Annotated in this window: 15 protein-coding genes and 1 tRNA gene; 11 read left to right on the top strand and 5 right to left on the bottom strand. The window is 74.2% G+C overall.

Going from position 1 to position 22611, the window contains the following annotated elements; all coding sequences use genetic code 11:
- Positions 1-86: 86 nt before the first annotated feature.
- The 4 genes from tmk (at position 87) to OG730_RS19005 (ending at position 6648) form a co-directional block, all read left to right on the top strand.
- Positions 87-3329, top strand: coding sequence for a dTMP kinase (gene tmk, locus OG730_RS19020; protein ID WP_327305346.1), 3243 nt, complete (start codon positions 87-89; stop codon positions 3327-3329).
- Between the two features lie 159 nt (positions 3330-3488).
- Positions 3489-4700, top strand: coding sequence for a DNA polymerase III subunit delta' (locus OG730_RS19015; RefSeq protein ID WP_327305345.1), 1212 nt, complete (start codon positions 3489-3491; stop codon positions 4698-4700).
- Positions 4701-4885: 185 nt separating this feature from the next.
- On the top strand, positions 4886-6457 hold the full coding sequence (locus OG730_RS19010; RefSeq protein WP_327305344.1) for an alpha/beta hydrolase: 1572 nt from the start codon (positions 4886-4888) through the stop codon (positions 6455-6457).
- A 117-nt stretch (positions 6458-6574) separates the two neighbouring features.
- A tRNA-Thr gene (locus OG730_RS19005) sits at positions 6575-6648 on the top strand.
- Between the two features lie 155 nt (positions 6649-6803).
- Here the strand turns inward: OG730_RS19005 and OG730_RS19000 are convergent.
- The 3 genes from OG730_RS19000 to OG730_RS18990 all read right to left on the bottom strand — a co-directional run bounded on the left by OG730_RS19000 (position 6804) and on the right by OG730_RS18990 (position 9977).
- Complete coding sequence (locus OG730_RS19000) at positions 6804-7040, bottom strand: hypothetical protein (RefSeq protein WP_327305343.1); 237 nt, start codon at positions 7038-7040, stop codon at positions 6804-6806.
- Positions 7041-7756: 716 nt separating this feature from the next.
- Entirely contained in the window at positions 7757-9337 is a 1581-nt protein-coding gene (locus OG730_RS18995) for a DHA2 family efflux MFS transporter permease subunit (RefSeq protein WP_327305342.1), read from the bottom strand.
- Positions 9338-9350: 13 nt separating this feature from the next.
- Positions 9351-9977 carry an NADPH-dependent FMN reductase gene (locus OG730_RS18990; RefSeq protein ID WP_327305341.1) on the bottom strand — a complete coding sequence of 209 codons (627 nt, stop codon included), beginning with the start codon at positions 9975-9977 and terminating at the stop codon, positions 9351-9353.
- A 113-nt stretch (positions 9978-10090) separates the two neighbouring features.
- Here OG730_RS18990 and OG730_RS18985 point away from each other — a divergent pair, with 113 nt between their 5' ends.
- A complete protein-coding gene (locus OG730_RS18985; RefSeq protein WP_327305340.1) occupies positions 10091-10744 on the top strand; it encodes a TetR/AcrR family transcriptional regulator in 654 nt (217 codons plus the stop codon).
- A gap of 138 nt (positions 10745-10882) precedes the next feature.
- Positions 10883-13363 (top strand): NB-ARC domain-containing protein, encoded by a 2481-nt coding sequence (locus tag OG730_RS18980; protein WP_327305339.1) that lies wholly within the window; start codon positions 10883-10885, stop codon positions 13361-13363.
- Here OG730_RS18980 and OG730_RS18975 read toward each other — a convergent pair.
- Entirely contained in the window at positions 13360-15069 is a 1710-nt protein-coding gene (locus OG730_RS18975; RefSeq protein WP_327309331.1) for a hypothetical protein, read from the bottom strand. The genes OG730_RS18980 and OG730_RS18975 overlap by 4 nt on opposite strands.
- 387 nt (positions 15070-15456) lie before the next feature.
- On the opposite strand from OG730_RS18975, the gene OG730_RS18970 reads away from it, so the two are divergent.
- The 4 genes from OG730_RS18970 to OG730_RS18955 all read left to right on the top strand — a co-directional run bounded on the left by OG730_RS18970 (position 15457) and on the right by OG730_RS18955 (position 19393).
- A complete protein-coding gene (locus OG730_RS18970) occupies positions 15457-16638 on the top strand; it encodes a serine hydrolase domain-containing protein (protein WP_327309330.1) in 1182 nt (393 codons plus the stop codon).
- 279 nt (positions 16639-16917) lie between these two features.
- Positions 16918-17463: a GNAT family N-acetyltransferase gene (locus OG730_RS18965; RefSeq protein WP_327305338.1), complete on the top strand. Its 546-nt coding sequence runs from the start codon at positions 16918-16920 to the stop codon at positions 17461-17463.
- A gap of 65 nt (positions 17464-17528) precedes the next feature.
- Positions 17529-18038, top strand: coding sequence for a SigE family RNA polymerase sigma factor (locus tag OG730_RS18960; RefSeq protein WP_327305337.1), 510 nt, complete (start codon positions 17529-17531; stop codon positions 18036-18038).
- An 86-nt stretch (positions 18039-18124) separates the two neighbouring features.
- Positions 18125-19393, top strand: coding sequence for a hypothetical protein (locus OG730_RS18955; protein ID WP_327305336.1), 1269 nt, complete (start codon positions 18125-18127; stop codon positions 19391-19393).
- Positions 19394-19445: 52 nt separating this feature from the next.
- Here OG730_RS18955 and OG730_RS18950 read toward each other — a convergent pair whose 3' ends face one another.
- The gene (locus tag OG730_RS18950) at positions 19446-21122 is read right to left on the bottom strand and encodes a bifunctional 3'-5' exonuclease/DNA polymerase (protein ID WP_327305335.1); all 1677 of its coding nucleotides are present in this window, start codon (positions 21120-21122) and stop codon (positions 19446-19448) included.
- A 307-nt stretch (positions 21123-21429) separates the two neighbouring features.
- On the opposite strand from OG730_RS18950, the gene OG730_RS18945 reads away from it, so the two are divergent.
- A complete protein-coding gene (locus OG730_RS18945) occupies positions 21430-22608 on the top strand; it encodes a DUF2786 domain-containing protein (protein WP_327305334.1) in 1179 nt (392 codons plus the stop codon).
- Positions 22609-22611: the final 3 nt, after the last annotated feature.

Below are 22611 nucleotides of genomic sequence, written 5' to 3'. Positions count from 1 at the left end.
TGCTCCCGAACGGGTGGGTCGGGAGTCACATTGGACCTTGTCCACAGCCCTCCGCACCCGCACAGCGCAGCGGATAGGCTGGGCGGATGACGCGAGCCGAGCAGCCAACGGTCGTGACCGCCGCCACCGACACCACCGACACCGCCCCCACCTACGACGAAGCCCTCGCCGCGGACTCCCGCGAGCGCGCGGTGCGCGCCCTGCTGCGCGTCCCCGGGCTGCGCCGTCTGTGGAGCGCGCAGCTCGTGAGCGGCATCGGCGATGCCCTCGCCCTGCTGGTCCTGGTGCTCCTGGTCTTCCAGGCGGCCATGGATCAGGGGGCCTTCGGCGGTGGTTACACCGGCTGGGCCCTCGCCGTCGCCGCCGTCTTCGGCGTCCGTGTGGTGTCCACCGTCCTCTTCGGCGCGGTCCTCCTCGGGCCCCTGTCCAAGCTCACCGCCCCCGGCGGCACGCTGGACCGCCGCTGGACGATGATCGGCGCGGACGGGATCCGGCTCGGGCTCTTCGTCGTGGCCCCGCTGTGGCTCGACTGGATCGGCCCGCACGCGTTGATCGCCCTGCTCGCCACCGTCTTCGTCTCCGGCGCCGCCGAGCGGCTGTGGGGGCTGGCCAGGGACAGTGCCGCGCCGGGTCTGCTGCCGGCGCCGCCGCCGGAGGGGGCGACCGTACGGCCGCTGCCCGATCACCTCGACGCACTGCGCCGGCTGAACCTGCGTACCGCCTTCGCCGCCCTGCCGGTCGCCGCGGCCGCGCTGCTCGCCGCCACCCTGATCGGCAAGGCGCTCGGTCTCGGCATCGGCTGGTTCGCCGAGAACCAGGCGGCCCTCGGCTCGTACGTGGCCTCCGGCCTCTTCGCGGCCTCCGTCTCGCTGCTGCTCCCGCTCGTGCTGCCCGCCACGAAGACCCCGCGGCCCCGCTCCCCGCTGGAGGGCCTGCGGGCCCCCAAGGCGGGGGACCGGCCGGAGAAGGGGCGTACGGGGGCCATCCCGCTGTTCGTGCTCGTCTGCGGAGCCGTCGCCGGAGCCATCGCCTCCGCCGCCGCCGTGGCCGTCCTGCACGCCGCCGACCTGGGGGGCGGAGCGGCCGCGTTCTCGCTGCTCGTACTGGCCCTGCTCGGCGGCACCGCGCTGGGCATCCGTGCCACCCAGGCCGGCAAGGTGCTCCCCGCCCTGTCCCGGCGCCGCCTGCTGGCGCTGGCCGTGGGAGTGGCCGGACTTGCGCTGCTGCTGACCGGGCTGGTTCCGGACACCTCGACGGTGGTGTTCCTCTCGCTGCTCGCCGGCACCGCCGCGGGCGTCGCCGCGAACACCGGGCACACGCTGCTCGACCAGGAGACCGAGGAGTTCCGCAGGGCCCGGGTCACCGAGCACCTGCAGGCCGTCGTCCGGGTCTCCGTGGCCGTCGGGGCCGTGGCCGCACCGCTGCTGGCCGCCCTGATCGGACCGCACCGGCTGGCCGCCGGCGAGGTCGTCTTCGCGCACGGCGGCGCGGCCTTCACGCTGATGCTGGTCGGCGCCCTGCTGCTGCCGGTCGCCGTCATCGTCCTGGCCAAGGCCGACGACCGCGGCGGCGTACCGCTGCGCCGCGACCTGCGCGAGGCGCTGCGCGGCGGGGAACCGGTCCAGGCCGCGTCCGACGCCGGGTTCTTCATCGCCCTGGAGGGCGGCGACGGCGCCGGCAAGTCCACCCAGGTCGAGGCGATGGCCGACTGGATACGGGCCAAGGGGCACGAGGTCGTCGTCACGCGCGAGCCCGGGGCCACGCCGGTCGGCAAGCGGCTGCGCTCGATCCTGCTCGACGTGTCCTCCGCGGGCCTGTCGAACCGCGCCGAGGCCCTGCTGTACGCGGCCGACCGCGCAGAGCACGTGGACACCGTCGTACGGCCCGCCCTGGAGCGCGGCGCGGTGGTCATCACCGACCGCTACATCGACTCCTCGGTGGCCTACCAGGGCGCCGGCCGGGACCTTTCCCCGACCGAGATCGCCCGTATCTCGCGCTGGGCCACGAGTGGCCTCGTACCGAATCTGACCGTGCTGCTCGACGTGTCGCCGGAGACGGCCCGGGAGCGGTTCACGGAGGCGCCGGACCGGCTGGAATCGGAGCCGGCGGAGTTCCACCAGCGGGTGCGGGCCGGGTTCCTGACCCTGGCCGCGGCCGATCCCGGGCGCTACCTGGTGGTCGACGCGGGCCAGGACCCGGAGTCGGTCAGCACCGTCGTGCGCCACCGGCTGGACCGGATGCTCCCGCTGTCGGAGGCCGAGGTGGCCGCGCAGGCGGAGGCCCGCCGGCTCGCCCTGGTGGAGGCCGCGCGCAAGGCCGAGGAAGAGGCGGCCCGCAAGGCCGAGGAAGCCCGGCTGCTGGCGGAGGAAGAGGCCCGCAAGGTCCGCGAGGCGGAGGAGGCCCGGATCGCCGCCGAGGCCGAGGCCGCCCGCAAGGAGCGCGAGGAGCGGCTGCGCGTCGAGGAGGAGGCCCGCGTACGGGCCGAGGCCGAGCGACTGCGGCTGGAGGCCGAGGACAAGGCCCGCGCGGTGGAGGCCGAGCGGCTGCGCAAGCAGGCGGAAGAGGAGGCCCGGCTGCACGCCGAGGCCGAGGAGCGCCGGCTGGAGAAGCAGCGGCGGGCCGAGGAGGCCCTGCTGAAGGCAGAGGAGGCCAGGCGGCTGGCCGAGGCCTCGGCGGCGGAGGCGGCGGCGAAGTCCGCGGCGGCCGCGGCTGCCGCTGCCTCGGTGGCGGCTGCTTCGGCGTCCGTGCCGGTGGCTGCCCCGGCGGCTCCCCCGGTTTCCGGGGGCAAGGCCGACCTGCGCAAGGAGCCGCACCAGGACGAGGCCGTCACGATCGAGACCCCGGTCGTCAAGCGGGTCGTGCAGCCGGACGACGTCACCCAGACGGTCCCCGTCCCGAAGGCCGATCCGGCGGCGGGCTCGGCGGGCTCGGCGGGCTCGGCGGACGAGACGGCGGTGCTGCCGCCCGTACGCGCGACGGGTCCGGCGGACGAGACGGCCGTACTGCCGCCCGTACGCCCCACGGGCACGGGTGAGGCGCCGGCCACGCGGCCGGCGGCGCCCCGGGCCTCGTACTCCGCGTCGCGGCCGACGGCCCGGCGCCCCGAGGAGAACCCGGCCGACCGGGTCCCGCCGGGCATCTTCCGCGACTCGGGCAACGACGCGACCCGTGAGCTGCCGCTCCCCGCCGAGGACGGCCGGCCGCGCAGGCCGCGCTCGGACTGGGCGGAGGAGACTCCGCTGGACGATCTGCCGACGCTGGCGGACGAGCTGCTGGGATGGCACCGGGACGACGAGGACGACCAGGGCCGGGGACCGCGCCGCGGCTGACCGCGGCGGGTACGCGGGGCGGGTACGGCGCTGCGGCGGGTACGGCGCGTGACGGCCGGGGTCGTCGTGGGGGCCGGCTGACGGGGATTGTCAGTGGGAGCCGCCACACTGGGTGAGCAGACGACACGGACGGTACGCGAGGGAAAGGCGGTGGGCGGGATGCCCGTATGGGACGACCTGGTGGGACAGGAGCGGGTCCAGACGCAGCTGGCCGCCGCCGCGGTCGACGCCGATGCCTTGGTCACCGCCATCGAGGCGCGCACCCCGCCGCCGGCCGCCTCCAAGATGACGCACGCCTGGCTGTTCACCGGACCGCCCGGCTCGGGGCGCTCCACCGCCGCCCGCGCCTTCGCCGCCGCCCTCCAGTGCACCAGTCCGGACCGCGCCCTCGGCGGCGAGCCGGGCTGCGGGTTCTGCGACGGCTGCCACACCACCGTGATCGGCACGCACGCGGACGTGGAGATCGTCCGTACCGATCAGCTGTCCATCGGCGTGAAGGACACCCGGGCCCTGGTGCGCCGGGCGCAGCTCTCCCCGGCCGTCGGGCGCTGGCAGGTCATCGTCCTGGAGGACGCCGACCGGCTGACGGAGGGCGCCGGAAACGTCCTGCTCAAGGCCGTGGAGGAGCCCGCTCCACGGACCGTGTGGCTGCTGTGCGCCCCCTCGCTGGAGGACGTGCTGCCCACCATCCGCTCCCGCTGCCGCCACCTTTCGCTGCGCACCCCGCCGGTGTCCGCCGTCGCCGAGGTGCTCGTACGGCGCGACGGCATCGAGCCGGACGTCGCCCAGGCCGCCGCCCGCGCGACCCAGGGGCACATCGGCCGGGCCCGCCGGCTCGCCACCGACGAGGCGGCCCGCTCACGGCGCGCCACCGTGCTGCGGCTGCCGATGCGCGTGGCCGACGTGGGCGACTGCCTGAAGGCGGCGCAGGAGCTGGTGGACGCCGCCGCGGAGGACGCCAAGCAGGTCGCGGAAGAGGTCGACACCAAGGAGACCGAGGAGCTGAGGGCCGCGCTCGGCGCCGGAGCGGGCACGGGCGGGCGGATGCCGCGCGGTACGGCGGGCGTGATGAAGGAGCTGGAGGACCGGCAGAAGCGCCGGCGCACGCGTACGCAGCGCGACAGCCTCGACCTGGCCCTGACCGACCTCACCGGCTTCTACCGGGACGTCCTGGCGCTCCAGCTCGGTTCCTCGCTGGCCATCGCGAACGAGGAAATACGGCAGGACCTGGACCGGATCGCCCGGGAGTCGGGCCCGGAGCGCACACTGCGGCGCATCGAGGCGATCATCGCGTGTCGGCAGGCGCTGGACCGCAACGTCGCCCCGCTGCTGGCCGTCGAGGCGATGACGATGTCGCTGCGCGCGGGCTGACGCGGTTTTGCCGCGGGTTGCGGGCCGCGACTCCGGTTGACGGCCTCACCCGTTCGAGGGGTCCGCGGGGCGGGTCGCGGACGCCGCCGGTCCGTGCGGGGCGGCGCCCCGAGCCCGGGCGGCCGTCCGCCGCGCGGCGCGGGTGCCACCGCCCCGGGTGTGCCCGCAGGCCGTAGGCTCCGGGAATGGACACCAGTCGCCTGCTGCGCACCACCGGGACCGTGATCGCCGCTGCGGGGCTACTGCTCTCCGGGTGCACCTCGGGCGGTTCGGGAACACCCCGCGCCGCCGCTTCGTCGGGCGGGGCCGCCCGGGCGACGTCGGCCGAGCCGACCGCCGTCCCGGCGGCGCTGCGCCCGTACTACGACCAGAAGCTGAGCTGGCGCGAGTGCGGCGTGCCCGGCTTCGAGTGCACCACCATGAAGGTCCCGCTGGACTACGAGAACCCGGGGGGCGGGGACATCGACATCGCGGTGTCCCGCCGCAAGGCCACCGACCCCGCCAAGCGGCTCGGCTCCCTGGTGGTGAACCCGGGCGGCCCGGGCGGCTCCGGCATCGGCTACCTCCAGGCGTACGCGGGCATCGGATATCCGGCCCCGGTCCGTGCCGCGTACGACATGGTCTCCTTCGACCCGCGCGGCGTGGACCGCAGCAGCCCCGTGGAATGCCTGGACGGCCCTGCCATGGACAAGTACACGCAGGTGGACCAGACGCCCGACACGCCGGCGGAGCGGGCCCTGCTGGTGGCCGCCTTCAAGGAGTTCGCGGCCGCCTGCCAGACGCACTCGCAGCGGGTCCTGCCGCACGTGTCCACGGTCGACGCCGCCCGCGACATGGACGTCCTGCGTGCGGCGCTGGGCGACGAGAAGCTGAACTACGTCGGAGCCTCGTACGGCACCTTCCTCGGGGCGATGTACGCCGACCTCTTCCCGGGCCGGGCCGGACGGCTGGTCCTGGACGGGGCGATGGACCCCTCCCGGCCCGCGTTGGAACTGAACCGGGACCAGACGGAAGGCTTCGAGACGGCCTTCCGGGCCTTCGCGGCGGACTGCGCGAAGCAGACCGACTGCCCGCTCGGCCAGGGCAGCCCGGAGCAGATCGGGGAACGCCTCAAGGAGTTCTTCGGCAAGGTCGACGCCCAGCCGATCACCACGACTGACCGGTCGCGCGCCACGCTCGGCGAGTCGCTGGCGACGACCGGGGTGATCGCCGCCCTCTACGACGAGAACGCCTGGCCGCAGCTGCGCGAGGCGCTCGCGTCCGCGATCAAGGACGGCGACGGCGACGGGCTGCTCGCCCTCGCCGACAGCTACTACGAGCGCGGGGCGGACGGCAAGTACGCCAACCTCATGTCGGCGAACGCCGCCGTCAACTGCCTCGACCAGCCCCCGGCCTTCGCCGACCCCGCGGCGGTCGAGAAGGCGCTGCCCTACTTCGAGAAGGCCTCCCCGGTCTTCGGCGCGGGCCTGGCCTGGGCCTCGCTGAACTGCACGTACTGGCCGACGAAGGCCACCGGCAAGGCCGAGGCACTGCACGCGAAGGGCGCTCCGCCGATCATGGTGGTCGGCACCACCCGCGACCCGGCGACCCCATACAAGTGGGCCGAGGCCCTGGCGAGCCAACTCGACTCGGGCGTCCTGCTCACCTACGACGGCGACGGCCACACGGCGTACGGCCGGGGCAGCGCCTGCATCGACTCGGCGATCAACAGCTACCTCCTGGAGGGCACCGCTCCCGAGGACTGGAAGAAGTGCTGACCCCTGCGGCCGGGGCCGTCGAAGCCCCCTGTTCGGGGCACCCCGTTTAACCCTGTAGACTTTGGCCCGCTGCTGATGAGAGCCTCCCACCAGGGAAATTCTCGTCTTCCCAGCGGTGCCGCCTTAGCTCAGCTGGCCAGAGCAACGCACTCGTAATGCGTAGGTCTCGGGTTCGAATCCCGAAGGCGGCTCGGATTAGCCCCAGGACTCACTCGCCGTGACCTGGGGCTTTTTCATGCCCGCGAACCGTGCGGGAGCGGGCGAACATCACGCCATCGCCGAGTTCCAGAGACTGCCGACCGGCGCGCGGTCCGAACTGGCGATGCTTCAGGAGCGTGGTGTGCGATCAGCTCTGCGGGTGAGTGGCATGTCTTCTCGACAGGTGGGACTGCCATGCCCAGCGGGCCAGGCCGCCTACGGCGAGCGAGGTGATGATCGCGCCCCAGTCGATGACGTGGGGGAGACCCGGGAAGAAGGCGAAGAACGCGAAGGACAGTGCCGTGGCGACCAGGAAGGCGGCCAGGCCGGCGCGGCGGCGCTTGGCTTCCCAGACGGAGTCGTCGGGGGAGGGCTGGGTGGTCATGTGCGGCTCACTTCGTGATGTGGTGGCACTGACTGACCCGGCGCACACCGTTGACGCTGATGTGAGCGCACGCCTTGCCGTAGCGGGGCAGTGTCTGGGGTGCGTTGTCGCGCATCGGGTGGATCTCGGACTCGGTGTGCGTCGCGCCGTGGGAGGTGAGGTAGGTCTTGGAGCCCCTACGAAGCCGCAGTCGACGCCTGTGTTCTGGTAAGTGATCTTCTTGCCTTCGCCGCGGACGATGTGAGTGAACCTGCAGCCCGTCAGAACCTTCATGGTGACACCGCCGACCTGGTAGTCGAAGCCGGTGTCGGCGGGAGGTAAGGCGGCTAGTCCGGCCGTCGTGGTGAGAGCGGCGATGATCCGGGCTGCTCAGTGCTTGCGTATCGGGTTCCTTCAGGCGGAGTGGTGTCTGTCGGAAGGAAACGCGCGCTGCTGCCTTGGAGTTGTGCCCCACGAGGGGCAGTCCACTGCGAAGAGTGATCAGCAGATTGGCGTGCTGACTATGCGTAACTTCGGGTTCTGTCTCCATACGCTGCTTGGGCCAGGTGTGTTCGTGCCGGGTTACGTCCTCGGCTGTTCTGCCGGGATGGGCGTTGGGCGTCCTGTGCCGGACCGCGGCGGCCGGTGTGTCCCCGGCGCATTCCTCGTCGGTGGTGTGGTCGTGCTGCTCGCCGCGGGGAGTGCGTGCTGCCTGGTGCCCGGGGGAGCGGGGCGGGTCAGGGGTGGTGTTTTGGGAGGAGGGTGGCGGGGAGGGTGGCCAGGGCCAGGAGGGTTGCGGCGATGGCGTACGTGGTGCGGAAGCCCGGTGGGGTGGTGCCGGCTGAGGTGAGGGTGACCGAGAGGAGGGCCGTGCCGACCGAGGCGCCTATCTGGGAGTTGATGCTCAGGATGGTGCTTGCCGCGGTCAGGCGGGACTTCGGGAGGCTTCGGCTCGCGGTGGTCATCGTCGGCATCAGGACCATGCCGGCGCCGATGCCCATGACGACCGAGGCGGCGACGAACCGCCAGGGTGCCGCCTCCGGAGACCCGGCCTGGAGGGCCGTCAGGGCCATGCCCAGCGCGCCCGTCGCGATCCCGGCGCGGATCAGGCGGCGCGGGGAGACCTTGTCGACGCGGCGCGAGGCGATCTGCATGACCAGCCCCACGGTGAGGCCGGTCGGGGCGCCCAGGAGCCCGGCCGCCGTCGCGCTCATGCCGCGGCTCTGCTGCCAGTACATCGGTCCGAGCAGCATGGAACCGAAGTAGCCGCAGGTGAAGAGAGCCAGCGTGAGGATTCCGGCGCCGAAGGTGCGGTCGCGCAGGAGCCGGAGGTCGAGGAGCGGGTCACGGGTGGTGAGTGCCCGTCGGGCGAAGGCCGTCACGAGCGCGGCGCCGGCCAGGGTGGGGAGGAGGGCGTCGGGGGCGGTGAAGGTGCCGCCTTCCCCGCCCCGGGCCAGGCCGTAGAGGAGCAGGGCGAGGCCGGGGGAGAGCATCAGCAGGCCGGGTACGTCCAGCCGGGGCGCGGCGGACGGGTCGCCGGGGGCGTCGGAGCGCAGCAGCTTCGTGGCGAGGAGCAGGGCGACCGCCCCCACCGGGAGGTTGACCAGGAAGATCCACTGCCAGGACACCGAGTCGACGAGCCAGCCGCCCAGCACCGGGCCGGCCACCGGCCCGACGATGATGGGCAGCCCGAGCAGGGCCATCACCCGTCCGAGTCGGGCCGGGTCCGCCGTACGCATCACCATGGCCATGCCGACGGGCATGAGCAGTCCGCCGCCGAGGCCCTGCACCGCGCGGAAGGCGATCAGGCTCCCGGCGCTCCAGGCGCACGCGGCGAGGAGGGAGCCGAGGGAGAACAGGGTGAGGGCGCCCAGGTAGGTGCGTTTGGCGCCGAAGCGGCCCATCGCCCAGGCCGAGGCCGGGATGACGGCGGCGAGCGCGAGCGTGTAGGCGCTGGCGGCCCACTGGATCGTGGCCAGGGGGGCGTGGAAGGCCTCGGAGAGGCGGTGCAGGGCGACGTTGACGATCGTCATGTCGAGCACCGACATGACCGAGCCGACGATGACGACGATGACGACGCCCGCGGTGCGGTGGAGCTCGCGCGGCGGTGGGGTGGAGGACGTGGGCTCCGGCCCGGCCGCCCGGCCGGTGCGGGTCGCGGGGGCCGCGGGGCCCGTCGGGTTGGTCGGGCCTGACGGGGTCGCGGGGGCCGTGGAGTGGGTGCGGGCGGCTGTGGTGGGTCGGCCGGGGGGCGTGGGGGTGGGCGGGGTATTCGTGGGAGGTGGGGTCGGGGCTACGGGGGGCCGGGGCGTACGCATCGTGGGGCGCCCCTCAGCCCTGGTACGGGCGGCTCGCGCGGGCGGTGCGCAGGGCGCGTCCCCACCAGGCCAGCTGGCCGAGCATTCCCTTGAGCGCGCCCTCCGCCACGGCGGTGTCGCGCGGAAGGCCGTCCGGGCCGAGACCGGACCACGGGCCGTGCAGGCTGACGGAGTCGCGCACGGTCACGGCGTGCAGCTCGGCGAAGATCAGCCGGAGCTGCTCGACGGCGCGCAGGCCGCCGCCGATGCCGCCGTAGGAGACGAAGCCGGCGGGCTTGGCGTGCCACTCCTCGCGGTGCCAGTCGATGAGGTTCTTCAGTACCGCCGGGAAGCTGTGGTTGTACTCGGGGGTGACGATGACGAAGGCCTCGGCGGCGGCCAGCCGCGGGCTGACCTTCGCGAGGGCGGCGGCCGCCCGCTCGCTCGGGGAGCCGCCCCAGCCGGGCATGGCCAGCGGCAGGTCGATGTCGGCGAGGTCGATGAGGTCGAGGTCCAGGCCGCCGAGGGCGCCGGCGGCGCCGAGGAACCAGTCGGCGACGGCGGCGCCCTGGCGGCCCTCGCGGACGCTGCCGAGGATGACGGCCACGCGGAGTGGCGCGTCCTCGGCGGGAGTGGTGGTGGAGGTGTGGGTGGTGGTCATGGCAGGTTCCCCCTTGTTGGTGGTGCGGGCGCTTCGTACGGCCGCTCCTCCGGTAAACTACAACGAACGTTGTAATAAGTGCAACGGTCGTTGTAGTTTTTTGTGGAGGCGAAGTGAGCGGCGCAACCAGTGCCAAGAAGCTGGAGAAGCAGGTCGCCATCGCGAGCGCGTCCTGCGGGGTCTTCGGCCGCGAGGGCTACACCCGGGCGACCGTGGACGAACTCGCCGCCGCGGCCGGCATCTCGACCCGCACGCTCTACAACCACTTCCCGGGCGGCAAGGCGATGCTCTTCGCCACCGTCGTCACCTGGACCTCGGGGCAGGTGCGCGATGCCCAGATCGCCCAGATCGAAGCCGTCCTGAACCCCGAACGCCCGCCCCGCCCCGAGGACCTGGAGCGTGACCTCGTCGCCTTCGCGCACCGGGTCATCGGGCTCATGACCGACTACGCCGACCACTTCGCGCTCGTCCGCCACATCCACGCCGAAGCCGACCACGTGCCGCCGGAGGTGCTGGAGGCCTGGGTGAACGCCGGTCCGGGCCCCGTGTCCCGGGCGCTCGGGGACGCGATGGCGGGCCTCGACGCCGCCGGGCTGATCGACGTACGCGGTGACGCGATGCTGGCCGGCGCCCACTTCATGGCGCTGACCTCGACCTCCATCTCACAGCTCTCCCACTACGGGGTCCTGCCCCTCCCCAAGGAGCAGACCGACCACCTGATCTCGGGCGGTGTGGGCGCCTTCCTGCGGGCCTATCGGGCCAATTGAGCCCGAAACCGGGGCGCCGCGCCCGAGGGTGGGCTATGCAGGGGCGGGGCCGGGCGCACTCCTTACCGTGGAGGCAGCCGGTGGCTGGTGGCCGGTGGCGACGCGTGAGGCGTGAGGCGTGAGGCGTGAGGGGGCTCTGTGGAGGAGTTGGCGGCGCTTGCCGCGGCGGCGGCCGCGCAGTTCGTGGGGCTGGCGGTCTCCGACGGCTGGGAGTCCGCCAAGGGCCGGCTGGCGGGCTTCTTCGGCCGGCGGGGCGAGGGAGCGGACCCGGCGGGCGCCGGGGAGGCCGGGGCGGTCACCGAGGGGGCCGCGGGGCCGGCGGAGCTTGCCGTCGTCGCCGAACTCACCGAGGGCGGCCGGGACGCGTGGCGCGACGGGCTGCTGCGCGTACTGCTGGAACGGCCCGGGGCCGAGGCGGAACTGCGGACCCTGCTAGGTGAACTCGGCGGTCCCGGCGGCACCGGCGGGCAGCCGCCCGTGGTGGTCAACTCCGGCGCGCAGTACGGGCTGTACCAGGGTGCCGTCATCCACGGCGGCGTGAATTACCACGTGAGCGAGCCGGAAGCCGCCGAAGTGCCCGACGAGATCCCCGCGCTGCGCACCCGCTTCCACAACCGCACCGCCGAACTGGCCGCGATCGACGGGCTGATCCCCGAAGACGCCGACCACGTCGGCGTGCTCCTGCTCGGCGGCACGCCCGGCGTCGGCAAGACCGCGACGGCGACCCGCTGGGCGCACCGGTCGCGGCCCCGGTTCCCCGACGGGCAGCTCTACGTGGACTTCGCCGCCCTGCGCGGTCCGTCCGGCGGCGCGGACGTCTCGGCCGCCGTCGGGATGTGCCTGCGGTCCCTGGGGGTCGGGGAGGACTACCTCCCGCACTCCCTGGCCGAGCGCACCCGGCTGTACCAAAAGCGTTCCCAGGGCCGCCGGATGCTGCTCATGCTCGACGACGTCAGCGACCCCGCGCAGGTCAGGGCGCTGATGCCGCAGGGGGCGGGCAGCGCCCTGGTGGTCACGAGCAGCAGCGCGCGGCTCACGGAACTGTTCGCCGACGGGGCCGTACCGCTGGACCTGGAGCCGCTGGACACCGCGGGCGCGCTGCTGATCCTCGCCGACCGCTGCGGGGAGCGGGTGATCGCCGCCGAGCCCGAGGCGGCCGAGCGGCTCGTCGCGCTGTGCGGCGGGCTGCCCGTCGCCCTGCACATCGTGGCGGCCCGGCTGCTGACCACCCGCCGGCTGACCCTGGCGGGCCTCGCCGGCGAACTGGCCGACGAGACCCGCCGGCTGACCGCGATGTCCCTCCGAGGGGAGCGCACGGTGTCCGTCTCCGCCGTCTTCGATTCCGCCTACCGTCAACTGGAGCCCGCGGAAGCCAGGTTGTACCGCCTGCTGGGCCGGCTCCCCGGCCGGACCTTCGACGCCGCCACGGCGGCCGCCGCCGCGGAACTCGACGCGCGGGAGACGGAGGAACTCCTCGACGTGCTCCAGGACGCGCGCCTCCTGGAGTACGAGCCGGCCGGGCCGGCCGGGCAGGGCCGCTACCACCTGCACGACCTCGTACGGCTGCACGCGCGCGAGCGCGCCGCGGCCGAGGAGGGGCCCGAGGAGGGGGCCGCCGCCCACCGGAACCTCGTGGAACGGGTCGCCCGCCACTACGTCGTGCGCGTCGGCCACGCCGACCGGGCCGTACGCGCCGAGCGGCTGCGGATCGCGGACTTCGACCCCGGCCCGGAGCCGAGCCCGTTCCCCGGCGGGGCGGACGGCCGGGCGCAGGCCCTGGAGTGGCTGGAGGCGGAGCGGGCCGGCATCGTCGCCCTGCTCCGCGAGGCCTCCGCGCTCGGACTGCGCACGCCCGTGTGGCAGCTCGCGGAGGGCTTCACGGCGCTGTTCCTGTACCGCCGGCACCTGGGGGACTGGCGGGAATCCCTCGAACTGGGCGCCGCGGCCGCCGCCGAGGACCTCGTACCGGCCGCCGAGGCGCGGCTGCGCAGCATGCTGTCGCGGCCGCTGATGGACCTGGGCGAGCTGGGGCGGGCCCGCGCCGAGCTGAACAAGGCCGTGGCCTGCGCCGAGGTGGCCGGCCGGACCGTGCTGCGGGCCTCGGTCATGGAGTTCCTCGGCCGCTACCTGGACCGGGTCGAGCCGGCCCGCGCCATCGAGGCGTACGAGCGCTCGCTGGCGCTGAACACCGAGGCCGGCGAGGCCCGGGGCGCGGCCATCGCCCTGCTCTTCCTCGGCTGCGCCCAGGACGCCGCCGGGGATCCGGCCGGGGCGCTGGAGACCCTGACCCGGGCGCGGGAGGCGTTCCTCGCCGGAGCCGAACCCGACCGGCGGATGGCGGCCCGGGCGGCCATCGCCTTGGGGCGGGCCCACGACCGGCTGGGGGAGAGCGCGCGAGCGGTGGCGGTACTGCGCCAGGCGGTACGGGTGCTGGCGGGGCAGGGGGCCGCGCACTACGAGGCGGAGGCGCTGCTGGCCCTCGCGGACATCGCGCAGCGGCCGGGCGGCGACCGCACGGACCTCGCGGCGGACCTGACCCGGGCCCTGGAGATCCACGAGGCGGGCGGCAGCCCGCTGGCGGAGTCCCTACGCGAGCGACTGCGCGCCCTGGAGCCCTAGCAGTGTCGTAGCCGCAGTCGTAGCCGTACGAGGCCCTGCCCCGGGCCCGTCCCCAGCCGCAGGGTCACCTCCCCGTCGGCGAGGGGCCGGCCCGAGCGCAGCCAGGCGTACACGGCGGCCGCGGCGAGCCCCGGGTCACCGGAGCCTTCGACGGCCAGGGTCCGGCCGTCGCGCAGCCCGGCCAGGATGACGCCGGGCTCCGCCGCGACCGCCGCCAGCACGGCGCCGGGCCAGGCCGCCAGGGTGTCCGCGACCCACCCCGCCGGGTCCCCCGCCGCCCGGCCGAGCACGACGGACGCACTCTCCGCCAGCCGCCGGTCCGGCTCGGTGTCCTCGCAGGCGAGATGGGTGAAGCCGCCCCCGGAGCCGCCCCCGGAGCCGTCCCCGGCCGCCGCTTCCCCGGCCGCCGCCGCAAAGCGGCGCACCACGACCGGCCCGGCGCCGGGCCCGGTGACTCCGGAGCCGCCCCCGGTGGTCACCCACCACGCGGTGCAGGGCGTGGCCCGGGGTGGCTCGGCCAGCGCGAGGGCCGGCGCGTACGGCGGGGCGGAGTCCGGCTCGGCCAGCCGGAGCAGCCGGTACAGGGCGCCGCGCAGCCGGGCGTGGGCCCGCCCCGGCTCGGCGAAGGCCTGCCGGGCGACGGGGGCGTAGCGCCCGGGCTCGTACCCGTCGACGGCGGCTGCGACCCGCGCCGCCAGCTCCGTACCCCGCGCGCCGGGCTCCAGCCGGGGTGCGAGCCGGGCGAGGGAGGCGGCGGCCGTGCCGGGCACGGACTCCTCGCCGAAGGCGCCGAGCAGGACGGGCGTGCCGAGGGCGGCCCCGTACAGGGTCACGGAGCCGTGGTCGCCGATCACCAGGTCGGCGGCGACGAGCGCGGAGCGCCAGTCGTGCACGGGCGGCACCAGGATCAGACCGGCGGCGAGGGCCGAGGCCAGCTGGGAGGTGCGCAGCTGCCAGGCGCCGTGCCGGGACCAGACGTTGGGGTGGAGGACCAGCGCGACCCGGTACTCGTCGTAGGGCAGCGCGGCGAGCAGCCGGGCGGGCAGCTTCGGGTCCTGGCCGATGAGGGAGGACCCGGCCCAGGTGGAGCTGACCACGACGAGCCGCCGGTCGTCCGGCACCCCGAGGGCCCGCCGGTGCGCGGGGCGCCGGGCCTGGCCCGCGAGGAGCTCGTCGAAGCAGGGGTCGCCGACGAGGAGGGTGTGCCCGGCGGTCTTGGGGTGCGCGGCGAGGAGCTGTTCCTCCTGGCCGGGGTGGGAGACGGCGAGCCAGGCCCGGCCGGCTTCGAGGAGTGCGTCCGGGACGAGCCCGGAGAGGCGGACGCGGTCGGCGCGGGAATCGGGGACCAGCTTCTGGAAGCCGACCCCGTGGGGGAGGACGAGGACGGGGCAGTCGCCCGCCGGGACCTCGATGTTCTCGCTCGCGGAGAGGATCAGGTCGGGGGCGGCCTCGGGGATCCGGTCCCAGGGGATCACGCGGCAGCCGGCGTCGTGGAGCAGGTCGAGGACCCCTTCGCCGAAGGCGGAGGTGGGGTCGTGGGCGAACACCACGGAGATCCGGCCGTCGTCGCGGACGAGGGCGGGCAGGCATTCCAGGACGCGGACGGTCGAGGTGACCGTGCGGGCGGCGACGACCAGGGTGCGGTCGGCGTGGAACGTGGCCCAGCGATCGGCCGGGGCGGCCGGGCTAGGCGGGGTGGTGTTCATGGCCACCCCGGAAAACTACGTGCCCGCCGCCCGAATCACCGTCGCGGATCGCGGATCGCGGATCGCGGATCGCGGATCGCGGATCGCGGATCGCGGATCGCGGATCGCGGATCGCGGATCGCGGATCGCGGATCGCGGATCGCGGATCGCGGATCGCGGATCGCCCCAGCATGCGCGTATCGCATCCCATGCCGGCAAACAATCCTTTCCCGTCGGTGAAAGCCCAGTTGGGCCGGGGCCTCACACCGTACTGGGAACACCGTACTGGGGTACCCGCCCGTCCCCGCCCTCCGGGTCGCCCGGCCCCCGCCCCGGGGCTACGTTGGACGGGTGAGCACGACACGGTTGCGCAGGGCGGCTGTGGGAGCAGCCGCCGTGGGGCTCCTCATGGTGCCCGTGGGGGCCGGTGTCGGGTACGCCGTGGACGTGCCGACACCCCCGGCGGCGAGCAGTTCGGCCGTCTCAGACGAGTTTCCGCAGCTCACCCCCGCCGTGGCGCGGCAGTTGGACGACGCCATCCGGAAGGTGATGGACGAGGCGAAGGTGCCCGGGGTGCAGGTGGCTCTGTCCGCGCCGGGCAAGGGGACGTACGTACGGGCCTTCGGCGTGGCCGACAAGGCCACCGGTGCGCCCATGACCGACCGCCTCAACATGCGGATCGGCAGCGAGACCAAGACCTTCACCGTGACCGCGATGCTGAAGCTGGTCGACGAGGGCAAGATCGGGCTGGACGACCCCATAGGCAAGTACGTCGAGGGCGTGCCGGGAGGCGACCGCATCACGCTGCGCGAGCTGGCGAACATGCGCAGCGGGCTGTTCAACTACTCGGCCGACGAGGAATTCTTCAAGGCGCTGACCAGCGACCCCGACCGCCCCTTCACCCCGCAGGAACTGCTCGCGTACTCCTTCAAGCACCCGGTGCTCTTCGAGCCGGACGCGAAGTTCTCCTACTGCAACACCAACCTGATCCTGCTCGGGCTCGTCGTGGAGAAGATCAGCGGGCAGACGCTCGCCGACTACATCACCGAGGAGGTCCTCCGGCCCGCCGGGCTGAAGAACACCCTCTTCCCGACCGGCGCAGAGTTCCCGGCCCCGCACTCCCAGGGCTACACGGACCAGACGGCCTCGGGGAAGACCGAGGACTCCGCCGACTGGAACCCCTCCTGGGGCTGGGCCGCCGGAGCGATGATCTCCGACCTCACCGACCTGCGGGAGTGGGCCAAGGTGGTGGCCACCGGCAGGACGGCCACGGGCGAGCTGCTCAGCCCCGCCACGCAGGCCGAGCGCCTCGACGTCGTCGATGCCCTGCCGGGCACCGGCTACGGACTGGGGATCTTCAACGTCCAGGGGTGGATCGGGCACAACGGCTCGCTGCCCGGCTACCAGTCGCTGACCGTCTACAACCCGCAACAGTCCGATGCCACTCTGGTGGTGCTGCTCAACACCGACATCTCCGCGCAGGGAGAGGAGCCGAGCACCCTCTTCGGCGAGGCGATCACCAAGATCGTGACCCCGGAGCACGTCTACACCCTCCCGGCCCAGCCCGTCACCGGGGACGAGAACCACTGACCTCAGCCGCGCCGACCGGGGCGGCCCGGATCGCGTAGACGTGCCCGAGCACCGGTCCCCGCAGCACCCGTACGACCGCCCCCTCGCGCAGCGCCCCGTACGGCTCGGGTCGTACGGGCCAGGCCGTGACCGTGGTCCGCCTGCCCGCCTGCCCGCCTGCCCGCCTGCCCGCCCGTCCGTCCGCCCGCCGGCTCGGCCGTAGCGTAGGGCGACGGCGCTGGATCGGGACCCCCCGCGCACAATGGCATCGGCGCGCGGGAGTGGACTAGGGAGAACGATATGCACGGTCGGAACACGGCGGACGAAGCCCTGGTGGCGGCGGACCCGGCCAAGGTGGTCCTGTGGCAGGCCGGCGAGGCGGATCTGGACACCGCCGCCGAGCTCTTCCGCGGCTACCTGGAGTTCTACGAGGTGGAGGTCGAGGACCCCGAGCGCCCGCGCGCCTTCCTGGCGGAGCGGCTGGCGGCCGGGGACTCCTTCGTCCTGCTCGCCGAGGTCCCGGGCGCGGGCACGGTCGGCTTCACGCAGGTCTACCCGATGATCTCCTCCCTGGCCATGAAGCCCGCGTGGCTGCTGGGCGACCTGTACGTGGCCCCCGCCGGCCGCCGTACGGGCGCGGGCCGCGCGCTGCTGCGCGAGGTGCTGCGCCGGGCGCGGGAGGCCGGGGTCTCGGGCGTGCAGCTGGAGACGGCGTACGACAACCTCGTTGCGCAGGGGCTGTACGAGGCGGAGGGGTTCGTCCGCGAGGAGTTCCACATGTACTTCCACGACCTTTCCGAGACGGGTTCCGGGGCGGGTGCCGCGACGGTTTCCGAATCGGTTTGAGATCGACTGAAACATTCCCCGCCCCCGGCGCGTCATTGGTGTGAGACGGACGCGAGGGGGAGCGGATGGGGGACGGACGCAGAGATGGGTTCCGTGAGTTCGCGATGGACAGATCGGCGTACTTGTACCGATCGGCCTGTCTGCTGACGAGCGGTGACACCCACCTCGCGGAGGATCTCGTACAGGAGACCCTCGGGCGGATGTACCTGCTCTGGGCACGCGTCGCACGGATCGACAATCCGGCGGCGTACGCGCAAACCGTTCTGGTGCGTGCCTTCCTGACGCACCAGCGCCGCCGGTCGGCGGGGGAACGTCCGGTCGGGGAGTTCCCCGACGCGGGCGCACCGGCCGGCGGCGATCCGGCGCTGCGCCTCACGCTGCTGGAGGCGCTGGGGCGGCTGGCGCCGAAGGACCGGGCGGTCCTGGTGCTGCGGTACTGGGAGGACCGCAGCGTCGAGGAGACCGCCGACGCGATGAACGTCAGCTCGGCGGCCGTACGGACCCGCAGCTCGCGCGCGCTGACCCGGCTGCGCGAGCAACTGGGCGGCTCGCTCGCCGAGTTCGCGGGGCGCTGAGCCCGGCACCGGCCCTCCTGCGCACACCTCCATCCCTTCTTCTCTTCTCACACCCCAATCCCTTTGGACGGAAGGCCTGATTCCGCATGCCCTTTGAAGATGAGCTCGGCGAGGCCCTCCGGCGTACGGGCGACGGCTTCACGTCCGAGGGACGCGACCTCGTGGACGCCGGAGAGCGGCGCGGGCGGCGGATGGTGGCCCGTCGCCGGGCCGCCGTGGCCGGCGGCTCGGTGCTCGCCCTGGCGCTGATCGGCAGCGCCGGGGCCTACGCGAACGGGCTGCTCGGAACGGGGGGCGGGGGTGGTGGCGGCGGTGTGAACGTGGCCTCCTCGGTGCCGCCCGCGCCACCGACGCAGGATCCGGGCATGCGCGGCGTCGGCAGCGGGGCCGTCTCCGCCGATGAGCTGACCGGGGTGTTCAAGCAGCTCCTGCCGCAGGGCGCGCTCAGCAACATCGAGGCCAGGGGCACGGGCGACCAGCCGGGCCCGATGGTGACCGGGGTCTTCGACGACGGAGAGGGCAAGGGCCGCGTCGGCTTCGGCCTCAGCCGGGTCGACCCGAAGGGCGAGATGGCCGAAGACATGGTCAAGTGCCCCTCCAAGGCAACTCTGAAGTACGACAGTTGCAGCTCCGAGAAGCTCGCGGACGGCTCCCGGCTGATGCTCTTCAGGGGGTACGAGTACCCCGACCGCCGGGCGGACACGAAGTGCTGGCGCGCCACGGTGGTGACCCCCCAGGGGTTCCTCGTGGACGCCCAGGAGTGGAACTCGAAGGAGGAGAAGGGCGCGCCCGTCTCCCGTCCGACGCCGCCGCTGACGCTCGCGCAGCTCAAGGCGCTCGTGACCTCCCCGCTGTGGCACCCCGCGCTCAACGATCTGCCGGCCGCCGGCCAGGAGTCGCAGCGGGAGCCCGCCCGACAGGGGATGAAGGCCGTGGACATCCTGGAGGCCATGCTGAGCAACGACGGGATCCCGATCGTGCACAGGGATGAGGACGGCTCCGACCTGGGCTATCTGGTGCTCAACGAGGGCAAGGGCAAGTCGCTGGTCAGCCTCCAGATCCAGCCGGACAGCGTCAAGTACCCGGGGATGTGGGCCGACGTGTTCGCGTCCGCCGAGAAGCTGCCGAACGGGATGAAGGTCCTGACCCGGCAGCAGCCGGGGGAGAAGGGCGGGGCCGGCGTGGTCTGGTGGAGCGCCGAGGCGCTGCTGCCGAACGGGACCCGGGTGATCGTGTCCGCGTTCAACGCCGAGAGCCAGTCCTCGGCGGCGACCCGCAAGGAGCCGGCGCTGACGCTGGCCCGGATGAAGGAGCTCGCGACGAGCTCGAAGTGGGCTTCGGAGTACGGGCAGTAGAAGGAGAAGGGGCGCGGGGCCGGCCCCTTCCTCGAGCCCCCGCACCCCCGCGTCACTTCGCGTCCGCGTAGCACTCCACGACGGCCGTGGTGAACGGGAAGCGGACCGGGGTTTCGCCGAAGGTGAGGCGGCCGGCCAGCTCGCCCGCCTCGCGGATCGCCGCGGCCACGGCCGGCGCCTCCTCCTCGGGGCAGTGGACGATGACCTCGTCGTGCTGGAAGAAGACCAGCTCGGCCCGCATCCCCGCCTCCGCGAGGGACCGGCGCAGGGCCGCGAGCAGGAGCAGCGCCCAGTCCGCGGCGCTGCCCTGCACGACGAAGTTGCGGGTGAAGCGGCCGCGCGCCCGGGCGTCGGTCGAGGCGTAGCTGGGGACGTAGCCGTCGGGGGCCTCCTCCGCGTCCTCCGGATCGGCCGCCGGCGGGCAGGTCCGGCCCAGCCAGGTCCGTACGAGCCGACCCTCCTCGCCCGCCTTCGCGGCGTCGTCCACGTAGGCCACGGCCCGGGGGAAGCGGCGGCGCAGCGCCGCCAGGTTCTTCAGGCCGTCCCCGGAGGTCTGCCCGTACACCGCGCCGAGCACGGCGATCTTGGCCATGTCGCGGTCGCCGGAGAAGCCCTGGCGGGAGATGGAGGTGTACAGGTCCTCGGGGCGGCCGGCCACCTCCATGAAGGCGGGGTCCCGGGAGATCGCGGCGAGCACCCGGGGTTCCATCTGGTCGGCGTCGGCCACCACCAGCCGCCAGCCGGGGTCGGCGACGACCGCCCGGCGGATCACCTTCGGGATCTGCAGGGCCCCGCCGCCGTTGGTGACCCAGCGGCCGGTGTAGGTGCCGCCGGGGATGAACTCGGGGCGGAAGCGGCCGTCGTGGACCCAGTCCGCGAGCCAGGACCAGCCGTGGGCGGTGTAGATCCGGTACAGCTTCTTGAACGCGAGCAGCGGCTCGACGGCGGGGTGCTCCAGGTCCTGGATCTCCCAGCGGCGGGTGGACTTGAGCTTGATGCCGGCCTCCGCGAAGGCCTTGATGACGTCGGCGGCGAGCTCCGGCCGTACGCGCCGCCCGAACGCCGCCGAGACCTCGTCGGCCAGCTCCGCGAGCCGGCGCGGCTGCCCGCGCCCCGCGTACCGCTCGCCGAGCAGCTCGGTCAGCAGGGCCCGGTGGACGTCGGCCCGCCAGGGCAGGCCCGCGCGGTTCATCTCGGCGGCCACGAGGAAGGCCGCCGACTCGGAGGCCACGAGCAGCCGCATCCGGTCGGGGTGGGCGGTGGCGCCCAGCCGTTTCGCCTGGTCGGCGTGGACGGCGATGAGGGCGTCGAGGGGCACGGGGGTGGGCCGGGGGTCGAAGAGCGAGTGCTGGCTGCCGGGCTCCGCGGCGCGCTGCGGGGGATCGGGCGGTACGGGGGCGTTCGTCAGCCGGGCCCAGGCGGCGGCCGCCGAGCGGGGTTCGCCGAGTCGGCCCTCGTGGGCCAGCAGGAGCAGCTCGGCGTCCTCGATGTCGTGGCAGCGCTCGACGCGGGCGCCGGCGGCGAGCAGCCGGGGGTAGACGGCCGGGGTGGACCGCCAGACCCAGCGGGTGCCGGCGGGGGCCGCGCGGATCGCCTCGGCGGGGTCGGTGACCGTGACACGGGCTCCGCCCGCGGGCCCGTCGGGCGCGTCGGGTCCGTCCAGGGGCGCGGCGTGCCACCGGCCGTCGCCGTCCTCGGCGAGGGCCCACCGGGGCGTGCGGTCGCTCATGAGTGCGAGTGTCCCACCGGGGTCTGACAGGGCCGCCGCGCGGCGCGCTGGCACAGGTGTGCGCGCCGCTGCGCGGGGCGAGGTCCCCTACCCGCCCTTCCACCGTTCCCCGGGCCGGCCCGGACCCGCGCCTCAAACGCCGGCGGGGCTGGGGAGGGGGTGCCGGGCTGCGCCCCGGACCCCCCGGGGCTGCGCCCCGGACGCCGGACCGCGAACGCCGGGCGGCTGGGTTTGGCTGCGCTTCGGACGCCGGACCGCTGGATGGGCCCGGGGTGGAGCCGGGTGGCGGGCGTGCCAAGCTGAACGGGTGAGAGACATCGTCGACCGGGCCTGTGAGGCCGCGCTGTACAACCAGGACGACGCCGGGCTGGACGCCGGGGCGTCGGTGCTCGTCGCCGAGGGGGACCGGTGGGGCGGGGTCGGGCAGGCGCTGCTCGCGCGCGGTGAGGAGTACCTCCGCCAGGCATGGGAGCGCGGATGGCGGCCCGCCGACGTGCTGCGGCTCGTACGCCGGGACCTGGAGCAGACGCACCTGCGGATCACCGAGGACCTGGTCGCGGCCGAGGCCCGGCGGTACGCGCGGCTGCCCGAGCGGTGGACCGACGCCGAGGTGTGGTGGGGGGACGACACCCGGTACGGGGAGCGGCTGGTCCAGCGGGAGCGCACCGACCGCTTCAGCCTGGCCGGGACCGTCCTGGAGGTGTTCCGGCTGCTGATCCGGCTGCCGTCCATCGAGCCGGTCGGGCCGCTGCCCGGGGACCCGGCCGACGTGCTCGAACACGCGCACATCGAGCCCCGCATGCTCGGGCGGATCCGGGCCCTGCTCGCGAAGGCCGAGGCGACCACCTTCCCGGAGGAGGCGGAGGCGCTCAGCGCCAAGGCGCAGGAACTCATGGCCCGGCACACCGTCGACGCGGCGCTCCTCGCGGTGAAGTCGGGCACGGCGCAGATACCCGGCGCCTGCCGGATCGGGGTCGAGGCCCCGTACGAGGAGGCGAAGGCGGTACTGCTCGACGCGGTGGCGGGCGCGAACCGGTGCCGGTCGGTGTGGAACAGCGCCTACGAGTTCTCCACCGTCGTCGGCTTCGAGAGCGACCTGGAGGCGGTGGAGCTGCTGTACACCTCCCTGCTCGTCCAGGGCACCGCCGCGATGACCCGAGCGGAGGCCGGGCAGCGGGCGGGCGGCCGCAAGCGCACCAAGACCTTCCGGCAGTCCTTCCTCCTGGCCTACGCGAGCCGGCTGGGCCAGCGCCTCGCCGAGACGGCCGAGCACACGGTGGCCGACACCGTGGCCGAGGCCCCCGACAACCTGCCTGCCCTGGTCGCCCGGGACGTGGCCGTCACCTCGCGGGCCGAGGAGATGTTCCCCCGGACCACGACGACCCGGCTGCGCGGGGCGACCGACCTCGCGGGCTGGGAGGACGGCACGGCCGCCGCCGACCGGGCGCACATGGCGGACGCCCGCCGCCGCTCCCTGCGGGGCTGAGCC

Origin of the sequence: Streptomyces sp. NBC_01298, assembly GCF_035978755.1 — a bacterium.
GTDB lineage: Bacteria > Actinomycetota > Actinomycetes > Streptomycetales > Streptomycetaceae > Streptomyces.
This window is presented reverse-complemented; position numbering and strand designations above follow the sequence as displayed.